Origin of the sequence: Aquimixticola soesokkakensis (genome assembly GCF_900172375.1) — a bacterium.
GTDB classification, from domain to species: domain Bacteria; phylum Pseudomonadota; class Alphaproteobacteria; order Rhodobacterales; family Rhodobacteraceae; genus Aquimixticola; species Aquimixticola soesokkakensis.
The window spans coordinates 106,086-121,260 of record NZ_FWFS01000001.1; the positions used below are offsets into that span (position 1 = coordinate 106,086).

Below are 15,175 nucleotides of genomic sequence, written 5' to 3' on the forward strand. Positions count from 1 at the left end.
CGTTAGGCAGGTGTCGAGCTGACGCCGACCTGTGCGGCGCGCAGCAAGCGGTCGTGGATCAAAAAGCCCGCGTTCATCACCTGAATGATCTGGCCTGCCTGCGTCCCCGGCACGGGGGCTTCGAACATCGCCTCATGTTGCGACGGGTCGAAGACATCGCCCACATCGGGGTTGATGACGGTGATGCCATGTTTGGCGAACACGCTGATCAACTCGCGCATGGTCAGTTCGATGCCCTCGATCAGCGCCGCCTGCGAGGCGCGCTGTTCTTCGGTCACCGCATCGACCGCGCGTTTCATGTTGTCAAACACCGGCAACATGTCGCGCGCCAGTTTCGAGCCACCGTAGTTTTCGGCCTCGCGACGATCCCGATCCGCGCGTTTGCGCGCATTTTCGGCATCTGCCACCGCACGCATAAAGCGGTCGCGGAATTCGTCACGCTCGGCGGTTACTTTCGCCAGCTCCTCGCTGCTCGCCTCATCAGACGGTTCCAGCAAAGGGTCAACCTCTTGGTTGAGCATGTGTTCGAGAGGATCTTTGTTCGCGTCAGTCATTTTTTCACCTACTTCACGACCTGTCGGACAGCACGCGCCCGACAAGCTGCGCCGTGTAATCCACGATCGGCACGATCCGCCCATAATTGAGACGAGTCGGCCCGATCACACCCACGGCTCCGATTATCTTCCGGTCAGCGTTCATATAGGGACTCACCACCAAAGAGGAACCCGAAAGTGAAAAAAGCTTGTTCTCTGACCCGATAAAAATGCGCACCCCTTCGCCTTCCTCGGCGAGTTCTAGAAAATCGGCAATATCGCGCTTTTGTTCGAGGTCGTCGAACAGACTGCGGATGCGTTCCAGTTCCTCCGCTTCGGGGCTGTCTTCCAAAAGATTGGCGCGCCCGCGCACGATCAAGCGCTCGTAGCTCGCCCCCTCGCCCTCCCAGAACGCCAAACCGCCTTCAACCATTTCGGCGGCCAGCGTATCCAGTTCGCGACGGCGGGTTTTGATTTCACGCGCGATGCTGCTGCGCAGATCCGACAGGGTCTTTCCTTCGGCAAGGGAATTGAGAAAATTCGCGGCCTCGCGCAAGGACGCAGGCGTTTGTCCCATTGGCGGGGTAAAGACACGGTTTTCAACATGCCCGTCAGCAAAGACCAGAACCACGAGCGCGCGATCGGACGACAGGCTGACGAATTCGATATGTTTGATCGGTGCTTCATGTTTGGGCGCAAGCACCAGACTGGCCCCCTGCGTCAGCCCCGATAGCGTCGCGCCAACACGATCGAGAATTCCACCAACATCGCGCTGGTTGCCCACGGTGGCCTCGATCTTGGAGCGCTCGTCCTCGCCAACCTGCCCGACCTCAAGCAAGCCATCTACGAACATGCGCAGGCCCATCTGCGTGGGCACGCGCCCTGCCGACACATGAGGGCTGTCCAGCAACCCCATATATTCAAGGTCCTGCATCACATTTCGGATCGTCGCCGCCGACACCTTTTCACTCAGGCTGCGCGTCAGCGTGCGCGACCCCATCGGGCCGCCGGTTTCAAGATAGCCTTCGACAACGCGGCGAAACACTTCGCGCGAGCGGTCGTTCATCTCGGAAATCAAGTTGGAGCGATCAGTCATAAGCGCGATATAAGCCTTGTTTTCGTCATTAAAACCCAAGACACGCGGGCGTCAATCACGCTTGCACCGATGCCCTGCGCTTCGCTATGTCTCGGTCATAAATTAGGTAAAGGAAATCCCATGCGCCCCTCTGGCCGTCAGCTCAATGAAATGCGCCCTGTGTCCATCGAAACCGGCGTCACGATGCATGCCGAAGGGTCCTGCATGATCAAATGCGGTAACACCCATGTGCTGTGCACCGCAACCATCGACGAACGCGTTCCGCCGTTCATGCGCAACTCCGGTCAGGGTTGGGTCACCGCCGAATACGGGATGCTGCCGCGCTCGACCTCGTCGCGGATGCGCCGTGAAGCGTCGCAAGGCAAACAAGGCGGGCGCACGATTGAAATCCAGCGTCTGATCGGCCGCGCCCTGCGTGCGGGTGTGGATCGCCAAGCCTTGGGCGAACGCCAGATCACCATCGATTGCGATGTCATCCAGGCCGATGGCGGAACCCGATGTGCCTCTATCACTGGCGGTTGGGTCGCATTGCGTCTTGCTGTGAACAAGTTGCTCAAATCCGGCGCCTTGGTCAGCGACCCGCTTATTTCCAATGTCGCTGCTGTGTCTTGCGGTCTCTATGCGGGTCAGCCGGTGCTTGATCTCGACTATCCCGAAGATTCCGAAGCGGGGGTTGATGGCAATTTCATCATGCTCGCCAACGGACAGCTCGTGGAAACACAAATGAGCGCAGAGGGCGCGACCTATTCCCGTGCGCAGATGGATGACTTGCTCGATCTTGCACAAAAGGGCATTGCCGAACTGGTCGCTGCCCAGAACGCTGCGGTGGCCTGATGCGACGTTTCACGGGAAACAAATTGGTCCTCGCCTCTCATAACAAGGGCAAGCTGCGCGAAATCTCCGCTTTGCTTGCGCCCTTGGGGATCGAGGTTATCTCCGCGGGCGATCTCGGCCTTGCCGAACCCGAGGAAACCGAAAGCACCTATGCGGGCAACGCACGGATCAAGGCGCATTTCGCAGCCAAGGCTTCGGGGCTTCCTGCCCTGTCCGACGACAGCGGCTTGAGCGTCGATGCGCTTGACGGCACCCCCGGTGTCTTTACCGCCGATTGGGCAGAAACGCCGCAGGGTCGCGACTTTGCGATGGCGATGGGCAAAGTGTGGCACAAGCTGGAGGACGCTCACGCCCCTGCCCCGCGCCGCGCACAGTTCAACTGCACGCTGTGCGTTGCCTGGCCCGATGGCCACGACGAGATTTTTGCAGGCCAGGTGCATGGTCAATTGACGTGGCCGATGCGTGGCACCCTTGGCTTTGGCTTTGACCCCATGTTTGTGCCGGACGGGCACAGCGAGACTTTTGGTGAAATGGACCCCGCCAAAAAGCACGCGATGAGCCATCGCGCCGTCGCCTTTGAAAAACTTATGTCTGACTGTTTTAAGGATCTCGCCAAATGAGCGACCGCAAACTGATTTCTTCCGGCTCGGCCTTCGAGCAAACCATGGGCTACTCGCGCGCTGTCGCGCAGGGCGATTGGTGTTTTGTCTCCGGCACCACCGGATATGATTACGCCACGATGACCATGCCCGATAGCATTGCCGATCAGGCACGCAACTGCTTTGCGACGATTTCCAAAGCACTCCAATCGGCGGGATTTTCGCTCGCTGACGTGATCCGCGTGCAATACACAATCACCGACGCCGCTTTGGTGGATGAACTCGTCCCCGCCCTCGGCGAAGCGCTCGCCGAAATTCGCCCTGCCGCGACAATGGTCGTCGCCGGACTGATCAAGCCCGAGATGAAGGTGGAAATCGAAGTCACGGCGCTGCGGAGCGCATGATGGAAGATTGGCGCAACGGGGGTTTTGGCCTCTATCTCCACTGGCCGTTCTGCCAGGCAAAATGCCCCTATTGCGACTTCAATTCCCATGTTGCCAGCGCCATTGATCAGCGGCGCTGGCAATCCGCCTATCTGACGGAAATCCGGCGTGTCGCGGCCTTGACCAAAGGCCGCGTCCTCAATTCCGTATTCTTTGGCGGCGGCACCCCATCGATGATGGACCCGGAACTGGTCCAAGCCATTCTCGACGAGGTGCGTCAACAATGGGTGCTGGCCAATGATATCGAAATTACATTGGAAGCAAATCCGACCAGCGTTGAAGCCAGCCGGTTTCGCGGCTATAGCGCGGCTGGTGTCAATCGGGTTTCCATGGGGTTTCAGGCCCTCAACGATGCAGATCTGCGCGCACTCGGCCGGTTGCATAGCGTCGAGGAGGCCAAAGCCGCTTTCAATGTTGCACGTGAAACATTCGACCGCGTTTCCTTCGATCTGATCTACGCGCGACAAAAGCAAACAGTCGAGGCATGGCGTCTAGAGCTTCGCGAAGCACTCGATTTTGCCGCCGACCATCTGTCGCTATACCAGCTTACAATCGAACAAGGGACGGCCTTTGGCGATCGCTACAATCGCGGAACATTGCGCGACCTGCCCGATGATGATGCCGCGGCGGATATGTATTTCGTCACCCAGGACGAATGCGAACGCGCGGGCCTGCCCGCTTATGAAATTTCAAATCATGCCCATCGCGGCAATGAATCCCGCCACAATCTGATCTATTGGCGATATGGCGACTACATCGGGATCGGGCCGGGCGCCCATGGTCGGCTCACCTTGAACGGTCAAAAACACGCGACCGAAACGCCCCTTGGTCCCACTCAATGGCTGATGCAGGTCGAACAAGCCGGACACGGCGAACTGCCCACAACCGTTATTCCCGCCGCTGAACAAGCGACGGAAATGATGATGATGGGGCTGCGGTTGCGCGAGGGCATCGACATCGCACGCTACGAAACCCTTCTCGGTGCGCCTATTTCGACGAAAGTTTCTGATATGGAGGCGCTCGGGTTTGTCAAAACCGAAACGGGCCGCCTCATTGTCACAGACAAAGGGCGGCCCGTTCTGAACGGAATTCTGCGGGAAATTCTAACCTAGCGTGCTGGAAAGCCGACGGCAGAGATCGTCAAGCTGGTCCAAGGTCTCGTAGGAAATCGTCATTCGCCCGGCTTCTTGTCCGCCTTGATGATCAATGCTGACACGCATCCCCGTCGCCGCGCTTAGATCAAGTTCGAGCGCCCGCGTATCAGCATCCTTTTCGGACGGATGTGCGCGCGGCCGTGGCGTTTTTGCCTCGCTATCACTTGCAGGCTCACGCTCGGCACGCGCCAGTTTTTCGGTTTCGCGCACCGACAATCCACGGGACACAACCGCTTTTGCCAAAGCTGACGGGTCCCCCGAAGTGATCAAAGCCCGCGCATGGCCTGCAGACAAGGTCCCTTCGACAAGCAATTCCTGCACGTCTTCGGGCAAATTCAACAGGCGCATCAAGTTGGCAATATGGGAGCGGCTTTTTCCCAGCGCTTCGGCAAGCTTTTCCTGCGTGTGACCAAAGCGTTCCATCAACTGCTTGTAGCCTGCTGCCTCCTCCACCGGATTCAGATCAGCGCGCTGGATGTTCTCGATAATGGCGACTTCGAGCACCTCGGTGTCATCGTATTCGCGCACCAGAACCGGTAGTTCGTGCAGCTTGGCCATCTGCGCCGCGCGCCAACGCCGCTCGCCAGCAACGATTTGGTATTGATCGGCGTTTGCGGGATCGCGCCGCACGATAAGCGGCTGAATGACGCCCTTCTCGCGGATCGAATTCGACAGATCGGTCAAATGATCCGGCGTAAACCTGCGGCGCGGCTGATCGGGATTTGGCGCGATTTTCTCAATCGGAACATACATATCCGGCCGACGCGCAGATGCGGCTTCGACGCTTTGCGCTTCTTGCGGGGCAACGTCTGCCATCAGCGCGGACAAGCCACGCCCGAGACCACGGGATTTGATCACTTTACGATCGTTCACTGCTTCACTCCTCCGGTCGTTTGTTTTTCTGCGATTTCCATCGCAAGGGCGCGATAGGCCTGACTGCCCTTCGACGCGGAGTCATACTCCAACACCGGCAAGGCATAGGATGGCGCTTCGGAAATACGCACATTTCGCGGGATCACGGTTCTGAAGACCAGCTCACCAAGGTTTTGGCGCGCATCCTCTTCGACGAGCCGCGACAAGTTATTCCGCTGATCGTACATGGTCAAAACCACGCCCTCGATCCGGAGTTTGGGGTTTGCGCTTTGGCGCACTTCGCGCACTGTCAACATCAGCTGTGAAAGACCTTCCAAAGCGAAAAATTCGCTTTGCAGCGGCACGAGCACAGAATCCGCGGCAACCATCGCGTTTACCGTCAAAAGGCTGAGCGAAGGCGGGCAATCGATCAGAATGAAATCCAACTCGAACGCATCAATCGCCGGTTGGCGCAGCGCATCATGCAACAAAAAGCTGCGCTTTTCGTTGGACACCATTTCCATATCCGCCGAACTCAAATCGGTGGTGGCCGGTGTAATGAGCAGGTCCTGAATCGATGTCGCCTGCACCACCTCGGAAAGCGGTGCCTCATCCAAGAGAAGATCATAGGTCGTAAATGCGCGGTTCTCAGATAGCAGCCCGACACCGGTCGAAGCGTTACCTTGCGGATCAAGGTCCACGATCAAAACGCGGTGGCCAATCTCGACCAGCGCCGCAGCAAGGTTGATCGCTGTCGTTGTCTTACCAACGCCACCCTTCTGGTTCGCGATCGCAATAATTTTCGGCGCTTGCGGGCGGCTTGGATCAAACACGTTCAATATCTCCGATACGCAGGATTACCGACCCCTGCCCCGTTGTACTGTTAATCTCTTCAACTGAAAAACGCCACGATGATTGCGCATCATCCAGCTCGGATTGATAGCGCACGCCTTTCGGGAACAATGCGGTACCGCTTGGCTTAAGATGCATGGACGCAAACGCGAGCAAATTACCGAGCGGTGCCAATGCGCGAGCCGATAGAATATCGGCGTTTGCAGGTGCTATGGCCTCGACCCTTTTTGCGAGGACCTGTGACGTTAACCCTGTCTCTCGAATGACTGTGCGCAAAAACGATACCTTGCGAAGGTCGGATTCGACACATGTGATCTGCAGCGTTGGGCGTAGCTCTTGCGCAAGGATGGCGCATACAAGCCCTGGAAAGCCGCCGCCGGATCCCAGATCGTACCATGTATCGCCCGTTTTGGGCGCTGCGGCGAGAACCTGCGCGGAATCTTCCATGTGGCGTGTCCAAAGATCCGCCAAAGTTGTTGCCGAGACCAAGTTGATCTTCGGGTTCCACTTGCGAAGCAACCCCGCGTAGATTTCCAGTCGTTCACATGTTTCACGTGAAACATCCGGATAGGTCGTCAAACTGTTCATTATGCGGATTTCCGTCCGGCGGCTTGACGAAGTCGCGCCAGAATAAGTGTGAGGGCGGCTGGTGTCATGCCTTCCATGCGGGCTGCATGGGCCACGCTGCTCGGTCGAACGCGATTAAGCTTTGCGCAGAGCTCGTTCGACAAGCCCGGCATGTCTTCGTAGATGAAGTCGTCAGGAATGAGCAGCGCCTCGTCCCGTTTCAGGACATCAACATCGCGTTGCTGACGCTCGATGTAATGCGCATAGAGCGCGTCATTCGCGACTTGGTTCTGGATATCCGGGGCAATCTCTGCAAAGGACGCATCCAGGTTAATCACGTCCTGAAACTGTACCTTTGGAAAGGAAAGAACGTGATAGGCGCTGCGACGCGACCCGTCCGAACTTGCGGCAATGCCCACGGATTTAAGATCGTTTGGAGAATAGGTTTTGGACTTAAGAAGGTCGGTCGCCGCCTTGAGCGCATCCATCTTCGCGGCGAAAACATCTGCCCGCGACGCGCCAACCAAACCGATGTCGATACCAAGGGGGGTGAGGCGCTGATCCGCGTTGTCCGCACGCAGGGACAGTCGGAATTCAGCGCGAGATGTGAACATCCGGTAGGGTTCGGACACACCACTGGTGGTTAAATCGTCAATCATCACACCAATATAGGAGGTCGACCGGCTAAATTCGATGGCAGGCATTTCCAGCGACGCACGCGCGGCATTCATCCCTGCGACAAGACCCTGCGCGCCCGCCTCCTCATACCCCGTTGTACCATTGATCTGACCGGCAAGGTAAAGACCGCCGACATCGCGCAGCTCAAGACTGGAGCGCAACGCACGCGGGTCGACGTAATCATATTCGATCGCATATCCCGGCTGGAGAATTTTGACATTCTCCAGACCTCGAATGGACCGCACGTAGCGTTCTTGCACATCCTGCGGAAGAGAGGTCGAGATCCCGTTCGGATAGATGGTATCGTCGTCCAAACCCTCTGGTTCAAGGAAGATCTGATGCGACGTCTTATCCGCAAAACGGACGACTTTATCCTCGATAGAGGGGCAATATCGGGGCCCAACACCGGAAATATGCCCGCCATACATGGCCGAGCGATCCAGATTCTCGCGAATAACATCGTGGGTTTGTTCGTTTGTATGGGTGATGCCACAGGAAATCTGGCGCAACTTTGGTTTGGAGTTGAGAAAGCTGAACACAACGGGTGACTCGTCAGCAGGCTGACTTTCGAGAATATCCCAATTGATGGTCTTTCCATCCAACCGAGGAGGCGTTCCGGTTTTAAGGCGCCCGAGCGGCAGGCCGAAATCCATCAAACGCGTCGCCAGATCATTGGACGCCTTATCGCCCATCCGCCCGCCCGAATGTTGCTGGTCTCCGATATGGATGATGCCGCGCAGAAACGTGCCGGTCGTTATCACGACCGATTTACAGGATATCTCGGATGCATCCGCAAGCCGAATTCCTACGACACGGGACCCGTCCATAAGCAGATCGGAAACCTCGCCCGCGATGATCTGCAAACTCTCGATCTGCGACAACTCCGCCTGCATGGTCAAGCGGTACGCCTTCCGGTCAGCTTGTGTGCGCGGACCTTGAACAGCCGGCCCCTTTGTTCGATTGAGCAGCCGGAACTGGATGCCCGACGCATCAGCAACACGGCCCATCAAACCGTCCAAAGCGTCGATTTCGCGCACCAGATGACCTTTTCCGAGCCCCCCGATCGCGGGGTTGCAGGACATGACTCCGATGCCATCCAATGTCAGCGTCACAAGTGCGGTTCGCGCACCCATGCGGGCTGACGCGGCCGCCGCCTCCGCCCCTGCGTGACCACCGCCAACGACAACAACATCAAAATCAGTATGTTTCACGTGAAACACTCCTCATTTCCCAATGCAAAAACTGGAGAAGATTTCATCCAGCAAAGTTTCAACGCCGATCCGGCCGACCAGACTTTCCAGAGCACGAATTGCCGTCCGCATCTCGTCGGCGGCCAATTCAATTCGATCTGCCCCCAGCTTTACCTCAGTCACCGCGATTTCCAAAGCCTTCAGCGCAGAAACACAGGCAACGCGGTGCCGTTCTCGGGTCACAGTTGCGGCACCGGAAGCGCGCGCACTTAAGATATCGGTGATCTTCACAATGAGTGCTTCGATCCCATCCCCGGTCTTGGCCGAGATTGCAGGGCCGGTGGTTTCGCGCACATCGCACTTGGCCTGAATCACCAAATCATCATCGATCGGCTCAATATCGGCGGTAAGGCCATCCTCCAGCACCAAAAACAACCTGAGGTCGGCATTCTTGGCGCGCGCGATGGCCCGCTCGATCCCCAGCTTTTCGATGGTATCGCCGGTGTCGCGCAGCCCTGCTGTATCGAGAAACGTCACCGGAAGCCCGTTCAACGCCATGCGAACCTCGATCACATCACGCGTCGTGCCAGCGATATCCGATGTGATCGCAGCGTCGCGACCGGCAAAGGCGTTCAACAACGTCGATTTTCCCGCGTTGGGTCGCCCGATGATCGCCACCTCGAACCCGTCCCGCAGACGCTCGGCAATCGCTGCGCCGCGCACTTCGCGCTCAAGGTCACGCATCACCCCTGCCAACAGGTCAAGCACCTCGGGCGACACGTCAACGGGCACTTCTTCATCGGCAAAGTCGATGGTCACTTCCAAAAGCGCCGCAGCGCGGATCAAATCTGCGCGCCAGCTTTCGACCTTTTGCCCGATCGCGCCCGAAAGCACCCGATGCGCCTGTTTGCGCTGCGCTTCGGTTTCCGCATCAATGAGATCCGCGAGCCCCTCAACTTGCGTGAGGTCAAGGCAACCATTCTCCAGAGCACGACGCGTGAATTCACCGGCCTCAGCGCTACGAAGACCGTCGATCTCACTCAGAACCCGCAACACAGCCGACACGACAGCCGTGCTGCCATGCAGATGCAGCTCTGCGACGTCTTCTCCGGTAAAGGAGGCGCCGGCCGCGAAACAAAGCACAAGCGCTTGATCAAGTGGCTCCCCCGCAGGATCACGCAGAATGCGCAACGACGCCTGGCGGGGCGCGGGTAAGCCCCCCGTCAGTTGACGGACGACCAAAAACGAAAGTGGCCCGGAAATCCGGACCACTGCAACACCCGCTTTGCCACGGGCGGTTGCCAATGCATAAATCGTATCCATCGATCACTCCAAAGAGCGTCAGGCGTTCATCGAGTCGAAGAACTCTGCGTTTGATTTGGTTTGCTTCAATTTCGAAATCAGGAACTCGATCGCATCGGTTGTGCCCATCGGGTTCAGAATGCGGCGCAGCACATAGGTCTTTTGCAGATCCTTGGCTTCGACCAACAGCTCTTCCTTACGGGTGCCGGATTTCAGAATATCCATCGCAGGGAAGACACGCTTGTCGGCAATCTTACGATCCAGAACGATCTCGGCGTTCCCCGTACCTTTGAATTCTTCAAAGATGACTTCGTCCATCCGCGAACCGGTGTCAATCAACGCCGTTGCGATGATGGTAAGCGAGCCGCCCTCTTCGATATTCCGCGCCGCGCCGAAGAACCGTTTGGGGCGCTGGAGAGCATTCGCGTCAACACCACCGGTCAACACTTTACCCGAAGACGGCACGACAGTGTTGAAGGCCCTACCAAGTCTTGTGATCGAGTCGAGAAGAATTACAACATCTCGTTTATGCTCGACAAGTCGCTTGGCTTTTTCGATCACCATTTCCGATACGGCAACGTGGCGCGTGGCGGGTTCGTCGAAGGTGGATGAAATCACTTCGCCCTTCACGGAGCGCTGCATATCGGTGACTTCCTCGGGGCGTTCGTCGATGAGAAGAACGATGAGGTAACACTCGGGATGGTTGGTTTCGATCGAATTGGCGATGTTTTGCAGCAGCACGGTTTTACCCGTCCGCGGTGGCGCCACGATCAGGGCACGCTGACCTTTGCCGATGGGCGCGACCAGGTCGATGATCCGCGCAGAACGATCTTTCAGCGTCGGGTCCTCGACTTCCATTTTGAAGCGCTCATCGGGATAGAGCGGCGTCAGGTTGTCGAAGTTCACTTTGTGGCGCGCTTTTTCAGGCTCCTCAAAGTTGATCATCGTGACTTTGGTGATGGCAAAATAGCGCTCGGTGTCATTGGGAGCCGCAATCACGCCCTCAACAGTATCCCCCGTGCGCATCCCGAACTGGCGGATCACCTCGGGCGACACGTAGATGTCATCAGGCCCCGGCAAATAGTTTGCTTCGGGCGAGCGCAGAAAGCCGAAGCCGTCCTGCAAGACTTCCAGAACGCCATCACCGGCGATTTCCCAGCCATCTTCCGCGCGCTCTTTGAGGATCGAGAACATCATCTCGCCCTTGCGCATCGTGGAAGCGTTTTCAATCTCCAGATCTTCGGCCAGCGACAGGAGATCCTTGGGGCTCTGGCGCTTGAGGTCCGCGAGATTGAGTGTTTCTTGATCGGTCATGCAAATATCCCGTACCCGCGCAAGCGGTGTGCGTGTCGTTTTAAGGGGAATCCTGTCAGCCGGACGGCCTAGGTTTAATCGTCACATAGCTGTGGCGGGCTTTGGAGTCAATCATACTCACTGCGTGACCTCAAAAGGGCCGCGCAATGACCATGACCACGATGACCATCATCAAAAGCGTCGGAAGCTCGTTCCACATGCGAAACTGTCGCCCTGTGAGGGTATTTTCCCCGGCGACGAAATCTTTGCGCCGCGCGCCGAGCCAATGGTGGAACCACGTCATCACCAGGACCATCACAGCCTTCACCCAAGGCCAGCCCTGCGTCCAGTCAATCACCCCGGGCGTGAAGGCTACCAAAAGACCAAAGACCCACGTAGCGGTCATCGCTGGGCCCATGATGATGCGATAGAGTTTCAACTCCATGTCCTGGAACAGCCTATCTGTCTCGGTGCCGGCGCGAACGCTTTCCACGTGGCGCACAAACAATCTTGGCAAATAAAAAATTCCAGCCATCCACGCGATGACGGAAATCACGTGCAGTGACTTTGTCCAAGGGTAGATCGCGCTGAGAATGTCACTCATGGGAGCCTCCGGTTTTGGACTCTTAATAAATAATAAAAGAAAGAAATAAAGATGAAGTGGTTTGTAGGACCGGTGGATAGTGTGGATTATCGAGTTGCCCGTAGAGTTATCCCTGATCCTCCCAGATGTGCATGAATTTTTTCATAGGTTAACGCAGGATCAAAAAGGCCGCATAAATACTATATTTCATTGGGTTAAAATCAATGCGAGGTCTGTGGATAAATCTGGGGAAGGCTGTGGATTTTCGCCCGTTTTGAAAGTTTTCCCACGCTTTGAAGCTTTGCCCATCCCCGCAGGATAAATGCGTGCTGGAATCATCTGTAAGGGGCAGGTTATCCATAGGACGGCTGGCAGGCGGGCTTATCCCCCTATCCGTCCAGTGCAACGCACAGAGTTTGTCCACAGAGGTTTCCCCATGGCACATAGGATCGTTCTTGCGTCCGGTTCCGCGATCCGCGCAACGCTGTTGGGCAATGCAGGCGTAGACTTCGATGTCACAATCGCACGAATTGATGAACAAGCGGTTAAAGACTCCCTTGTGGGGGAGGGCGCGAGCCCGCGCGAGGTCGCGGATGCGCTTGCCGAGGGCAAGGCGCGCAAAATAGGGCTGAAAGAGCCCGAGGCTCTTGTGATCGGCTGCGATCAGGTGCTCGGATTTCGCGGTCAGCTGTTTTCCAAGCCCCGATCCCCCGAAGAGGCCCGCGCCCAGCTTGGCCAATTGAACGGCGAGCGGCACATGTTGTTATCGGCGGCGGTGATCTACCATGAGGGCAAGCCGGTTTGGCGTCACGTTGGCGAGGTGCGACTGACCATGAAGACCAACAGTGATGCCTATCTTGATGCGTATGTTTCACGCAACTGGCACAGTATCCGCGACGCCGTGGGCGCTTACAAGCTTGAAGAAGAAGGCGTTCGCCTGTTTTCGCGTATCGACGGCGAATATTTCAACGTGTTGGGTTTGCCCCTGCTTGAGCTTCTGGCATACCTCGCACAAAGAGGAGCGATCGCAGCATGACGACAGGCAAAATCCCCCTCGCGGGGGTCATCGGATCGCCGGTGGCGCATAGCAAATCGCCGGTGGTTCACAATTACTGGCTAAAGAAATACGGGCTTCCCGGCCATTACATGCATCTCGACATTGCGCAGGACGATCTGCGTGACGTGTTGCGGATGATGCCGCGCATGGGGTTTGTCGGGGCGAATGTGACGATCCCCCATAAGGAAACCGTCCTGCAAATCGCGGATGTCGTCAGCGATCGCGCGGCTTTGATCGGGGCGGCGAATACGTTGATCTTTCGCGCCGATGGAAAAATCCACGCCGATAACACCGATGGTTACGGCTTTATCGAAAACCTGCGTGCCAATGCCGTCTGGTCGCCCGATGCGGGCCCTGCTGCCGTCTTTGGGGCAGGTGGCGCGGCGCGGGCTGTGATTGCGTCACTGTTGGATGCGGGTGTTCCTGAGGTGCGTCTTACCAATCGTACCCGCAACCGCGCGGACGGGTTGAAGGCGGAATTCGGCTCCAAAATCAACGTGTTCGAATGGGTTCAGGCCGGAAGTATGTTGGAAGGTGCGGCCACGGTGGTCAACACAACCTCGCTTGGCATGGTCGGAAAATCCGAGTTTCGCGTGCCGCTTGGCGGGCTGGAACCCTCGGCCGTGGTGTCCGATCTGGTCTATGTGCCGTTGGAAACCGATTTTCTTGCGGCTGCCCGCGCCAGGGGCTGTCAGGTTGTTGATGGTTTGGGCATGTTGTTGTTTCAGGCTGTTCCGGGATTCGAGCGCTGGTTTGGCCAACGTCCCGAGGTTGACGAAGCCCTGCGTCAGGCGGTTTTGACCTCGTGAGCCGGCGTCCCCCCTATGTCATCGGGCTGACCGGCTCGATCGGGATGGGCAAAAGCACCACGGCCCGGATGTTTGCGGCGCGTGGTGTTGCCGTTTGGGATGCGGATGCGGCGGTGCACAGGCTATATGCGCAGGGCGGCGCCGCGGTTGCCCCCCTTGGCGCGGTGTTTCCCGATGCGATCATCGACAAAGCGGTGAGCCGCCCTGCCCTTAAAGAAATCATCGCGAAGGACACCGGGGCGCTGCGAAAAATCGAAGCCGTGGTGCATCCTCTCGTGGTTGCGGACCGTGCGGCTTTCATCGCCGCCGCTGATGGCGATCTTGTGCTTCTCGACATTCCGCTTTTGTTTGAAACCGGCGCACAAAATCAGGTCGATGCGGTTGTCGTTGTTTCGGTGCCCAGCGACATTCAACAGGCGCGTGTGATGGCGCGGGGAACGATGACACAGGCGCAATTCGATACTATTCTGGCCAAACAGATGCCAGATGCCGAAAAACGCGCCCGCGCCGATTATGTGATCGAAACGCGGGATCTGGACAGCGCCGCGCGGCAAGTGGCGCAGGTTCTGGCCGATATCGAGAGGAAAAGGACAGCCCATGCGTGAAATCGTAATGGATACGGAAACCACGGGTTTCGATGCCGAGGGCAGTGACCGTATTGTTGAAATCGGCTGTGTCGAGTTGATCAATCACATGGCCACGGGTGAAACCTTTCATGTCTACATCGATCCCGAACGCTCGATGCCGCAAGGGGCCTTTGAGGTTCACGGGCTGGGCGATGATTTTCTGCGCGGAAAGCCGAAATTTGCGGAGGTCGGTCAGTCGTTTCTCGATTTTATCGGCGACAGCAAACTGGTGATCCACAACGCAAGCTTTGACATCAAATTCCTCAATGCCGAACTCAAACGGATGCGCGCGCCGCTTATCCCGTGGGAGCAGGCGATCGATACGCTGGCAATGGCGCGCAAGAAATTTCCCGGCTCGCCCGCAACGCTGGACGCCTTGTGCCGCCGCTTTGGCATCGACAATTCCAACCGGACATTGCACGGCGCGCTGTTGGATAGTGAAATTCTGGCGGAAGTCTATCTGGAACTGATCGGCGGGCGCCAACCCGATCTTGTGCTTGCCCCGGTGGCCGATAAATCCGCCATTGGCGACGATGGCGCGGCTTGGCGGCCCCGTCCGCGCCCGACCCCCCTGCCCGCACGGCTGCATGAGGATGAACGCGCCGCCCATGCGGCTTTTGTCGAGACGCTGGGTGAAAGCGCGCTTTGGAAGAAGCTGACATAAAAAAGCGGGCAGCACTGCCGCCCGCTTTTAATCTTGTCCGAAC

The 15,175-nt window shown here is 57.4% G+C and carries 17 protein-coding genes; 8 read left to right on the top strand and 9 right to left on the bottom strand.

Annotation, left to right across the window (positions count from 1 at the left end; all coding sequences use genetic code 11):
- Positions 1–2: 2 nt before the first annotated feature.
- Complete coding sequence (locus AQS8620_RS00490; RefSeq protein ID WP_085834863.1) at positions 3–554, bottom strand: nucleotide exchange factor GrpE; 552 nt, start codon at positions 552–554, stop codon at positions 3–5.
- Between the two features lie 13 nt (positions 555–567).
- Positions 568–1,629, bottom strand: coding sequence for a heat-inducible transcriptional repressor HrcA (gene hrcA, locus AQS8620_RS00495; protein ID WP_085835333.1), 1,062 nt, complete (start codon positions 1,627–1,629; stop codon positions 568–570).
- 120 nt (positions 1,630–1,749) lie between these two features.
- Between hrcA and rph the strand changes: the two genes are divergently transcribed.
- From rph to hemW, 4 genes are read left to right on the top strand one after another with little or no spacing between them, the layout of a single operon-like run.
- Entirely contained in the window at positions 1,750–2,463 is a 714-nt protein-coding gene (rph, locus tag AQS8620_RS00500) for a ribonuclease PH (protein WP_085834864.1), read from the top strand.
- Positions 2,463–3,083, top strand: coding sequence for an RdgB/HAM1 family non-canonical purine NTP pyrophosphatase (rdgB, locus tag AQS8620_RS00505; protein WP_085834865.1), 621 nt, complete (start codon positions 2,463–2,465; stop codon positions 3,081–3,083). The genes rph and rdgB overlap by 1 nt, the downstream gene beginning before the upstream one ends.
- On the top strand, positions 3,080–3,466 hold the full coding sequence (locus AQS8620_RS00510; protein ID WP_085834866.1) for a RidA family protein: 387 nt from the start codon (positions 3,080–3,082) through the stop codon (positions 3,464–3,466). Before rdgB ends, AQS8620_RS00510 begins: the two co-directional genes overlap by 4 nt.
- The gene (gene hemW, locus AQS8620_RS00515; protein WP_085834867.1) at positions 3,466–4,617 is read left to right on the top strand and encodes a radical SAM family heme chaperone HemW; all 1,152 of its coding nucleotides are present in this window, start codon (positions 3,466–3,468) and stop codon (positions 4,615–4,617) included. Before AQS8620_RS00510 ends, hemW begins: the two co-directional genes overlap by 1 nt.
- Here the strand turns inward: hemW and AQS8620_RS00520 are convergent.
- The 7 genes from AQS8620_RS00520 to hemJ all read right to left on the bottom strand — a co-directional run bounded on the left by AQS8620_RS00520 (position 4,609) and on the right by hemJ (position 11,997).
- Entirely contained in the window at positions 4,609–5,532 is a 924-nt protein-coding gene (locus AQS8620_RS00520) for a ParB/RepB/Spo0J family partition protein (protein ID WP_085834868.1), read from the bottom strand. The genes hemW and AQS8620_RS00520 overlap by 9 nt on opposite strands.
- A complete protein-coding gene (locus AQS8620_RS00525; RefSeq protein WP_085834869.1) occupies positions 5,529–6,344 on the bottom strand; it encodes a ParA family protein in 816 nt (271 codons plus the stop codon). The genes AQS8620_RS00520 and AQS8620_RS00525 overlap by 4 nt, the downstream gene beginning before the upstream one ends.
- Entirely contained in the window at positions 6,337–6,951 is a 615-nt protein-coding gene (gene rsmG / locus AQS8620_RS00530; protein ID WP_085834870.1) for a 16S rRNA (guanine(527)-N(7))-methyltransferase RsmG, read from the bottom strand. Before rsmG ends, AQS8620_RS00525 begins: the two co-directional genes overlap by 8 nt.
- A complete protein-coding gene (gene mnmG / locus AQS8620_RS00535) occupies positions 6,951–8,828 on the bottom strand; it encodes a tRNA uridine-5-carboxymethylaminomethyl(34) synthesis enzyme MnmG (protein ID WP_085834871.1) in 1,878 nt (625 codons plus the stop codon). Before mnmG ends, rsmG begins: the two co-directional genes overlap by 1 nt.
- 3 nt (positions 8,829–8,831) lie before the next feature.
- Positions 8,832–10,121 (bottom strand): tRNA uridine-5-carboxymethylaminomethyl(34) synthesis GTPase MnmE, encoded by a 1,290-nt coding sequence (gene mnmE / locus AQS8620_RS00540; RefSeq protein WP_085834872.1) that lies wholly within the window; start codon positions 10,119–10,121, stop codon positions 8,832–8,834.
- An 18-nt stretch (positions 10,122–10,139) separates the two neighbouring features.
- Positions 10,140–11,414, bottom strand: a complete 1,275-nt coding sequence (gene rho, locus AQS8620_RS00545; RefSeq protein ID WP_085834873.1) for a transcription termination factor Rho — start codon at positions 11,412–11,414, stop codon at positions 10,140–10,142.
- 130 nt (positions 11,415–11,544) lie between these two features.
- Entirely contained in the window at positions 11,545–11,997 is a 453-nt protein-coding gene (hemJ, locus tag AQS8620_RS00550; RefSeq protein ID WP_085834874.1) for a protoporphyrinogen oxidase HemJ, read from the bottom strand.
- A gap of 415 nt (positions 11,998–12,412) precedes the next feature.
- On the opposite strand from hemJ, the gene AQS8620_RS00555 reads away from it, so the two are divergent.
- From AQS8620_RS00555 to dnaQ, 4 genes are read left to right on the top strand one after another with little or no spacing between them, the layout of a single operon-like run.
- Entirely contained in the window at positions 12,413–13,012 is a 600-nt protein-coding gene (locus tag AQS8620_RS00555; protein ID WP_085834875.1) for a Maf family protein, read from the top strand.
- Positions 13,009–13,842: a shikimate dehydrogenase gene (locus AQS8620_RS00560; RefSeq protein ID WP_085834876.1), complete on the top strand. Its 834-nt coding sequence runs from the start codon at positions 13,009–13,011 to the stop codon at positions 13,840–13,842. The genes AQS8620_RS00555 and AQS8620_RS00560 overlap by 4 nt, the downstream gene beginning before the upstream one ends.
- On the top strand, positions 13,839–14,447 hold the full coding sequence (gene coaE, locus AQS8620_RS00565; protein ID WP_268805282.1) for a dephospho-CoA kinase: 609 nt from the start codon (positions 13,839–13,841) through the stop codon (positions 14,445–14,447). The genes AQS8620_RS00560 and coaE overlap by 4 nt, the downstream gene beginning before the upstream one ends.
- Positions 14,440–15,132 (top strand): DNA polymerase III subunit epsilon, encoded by a 693-nt coding sequence (gene dnaQ, locus AQS8620_RS00570; RefSeq protein WP_085834877.1) that lies wholly within the window; start codon positions 14,440–14,442, stop codon positions 15,130–15,132. The genes coaE and dnaQ overlap by 8 nt, the downstream gene beginning before the upstream one ends.
- Positions 15,133–15,175 lie beyond the last annotated feature (43 nt).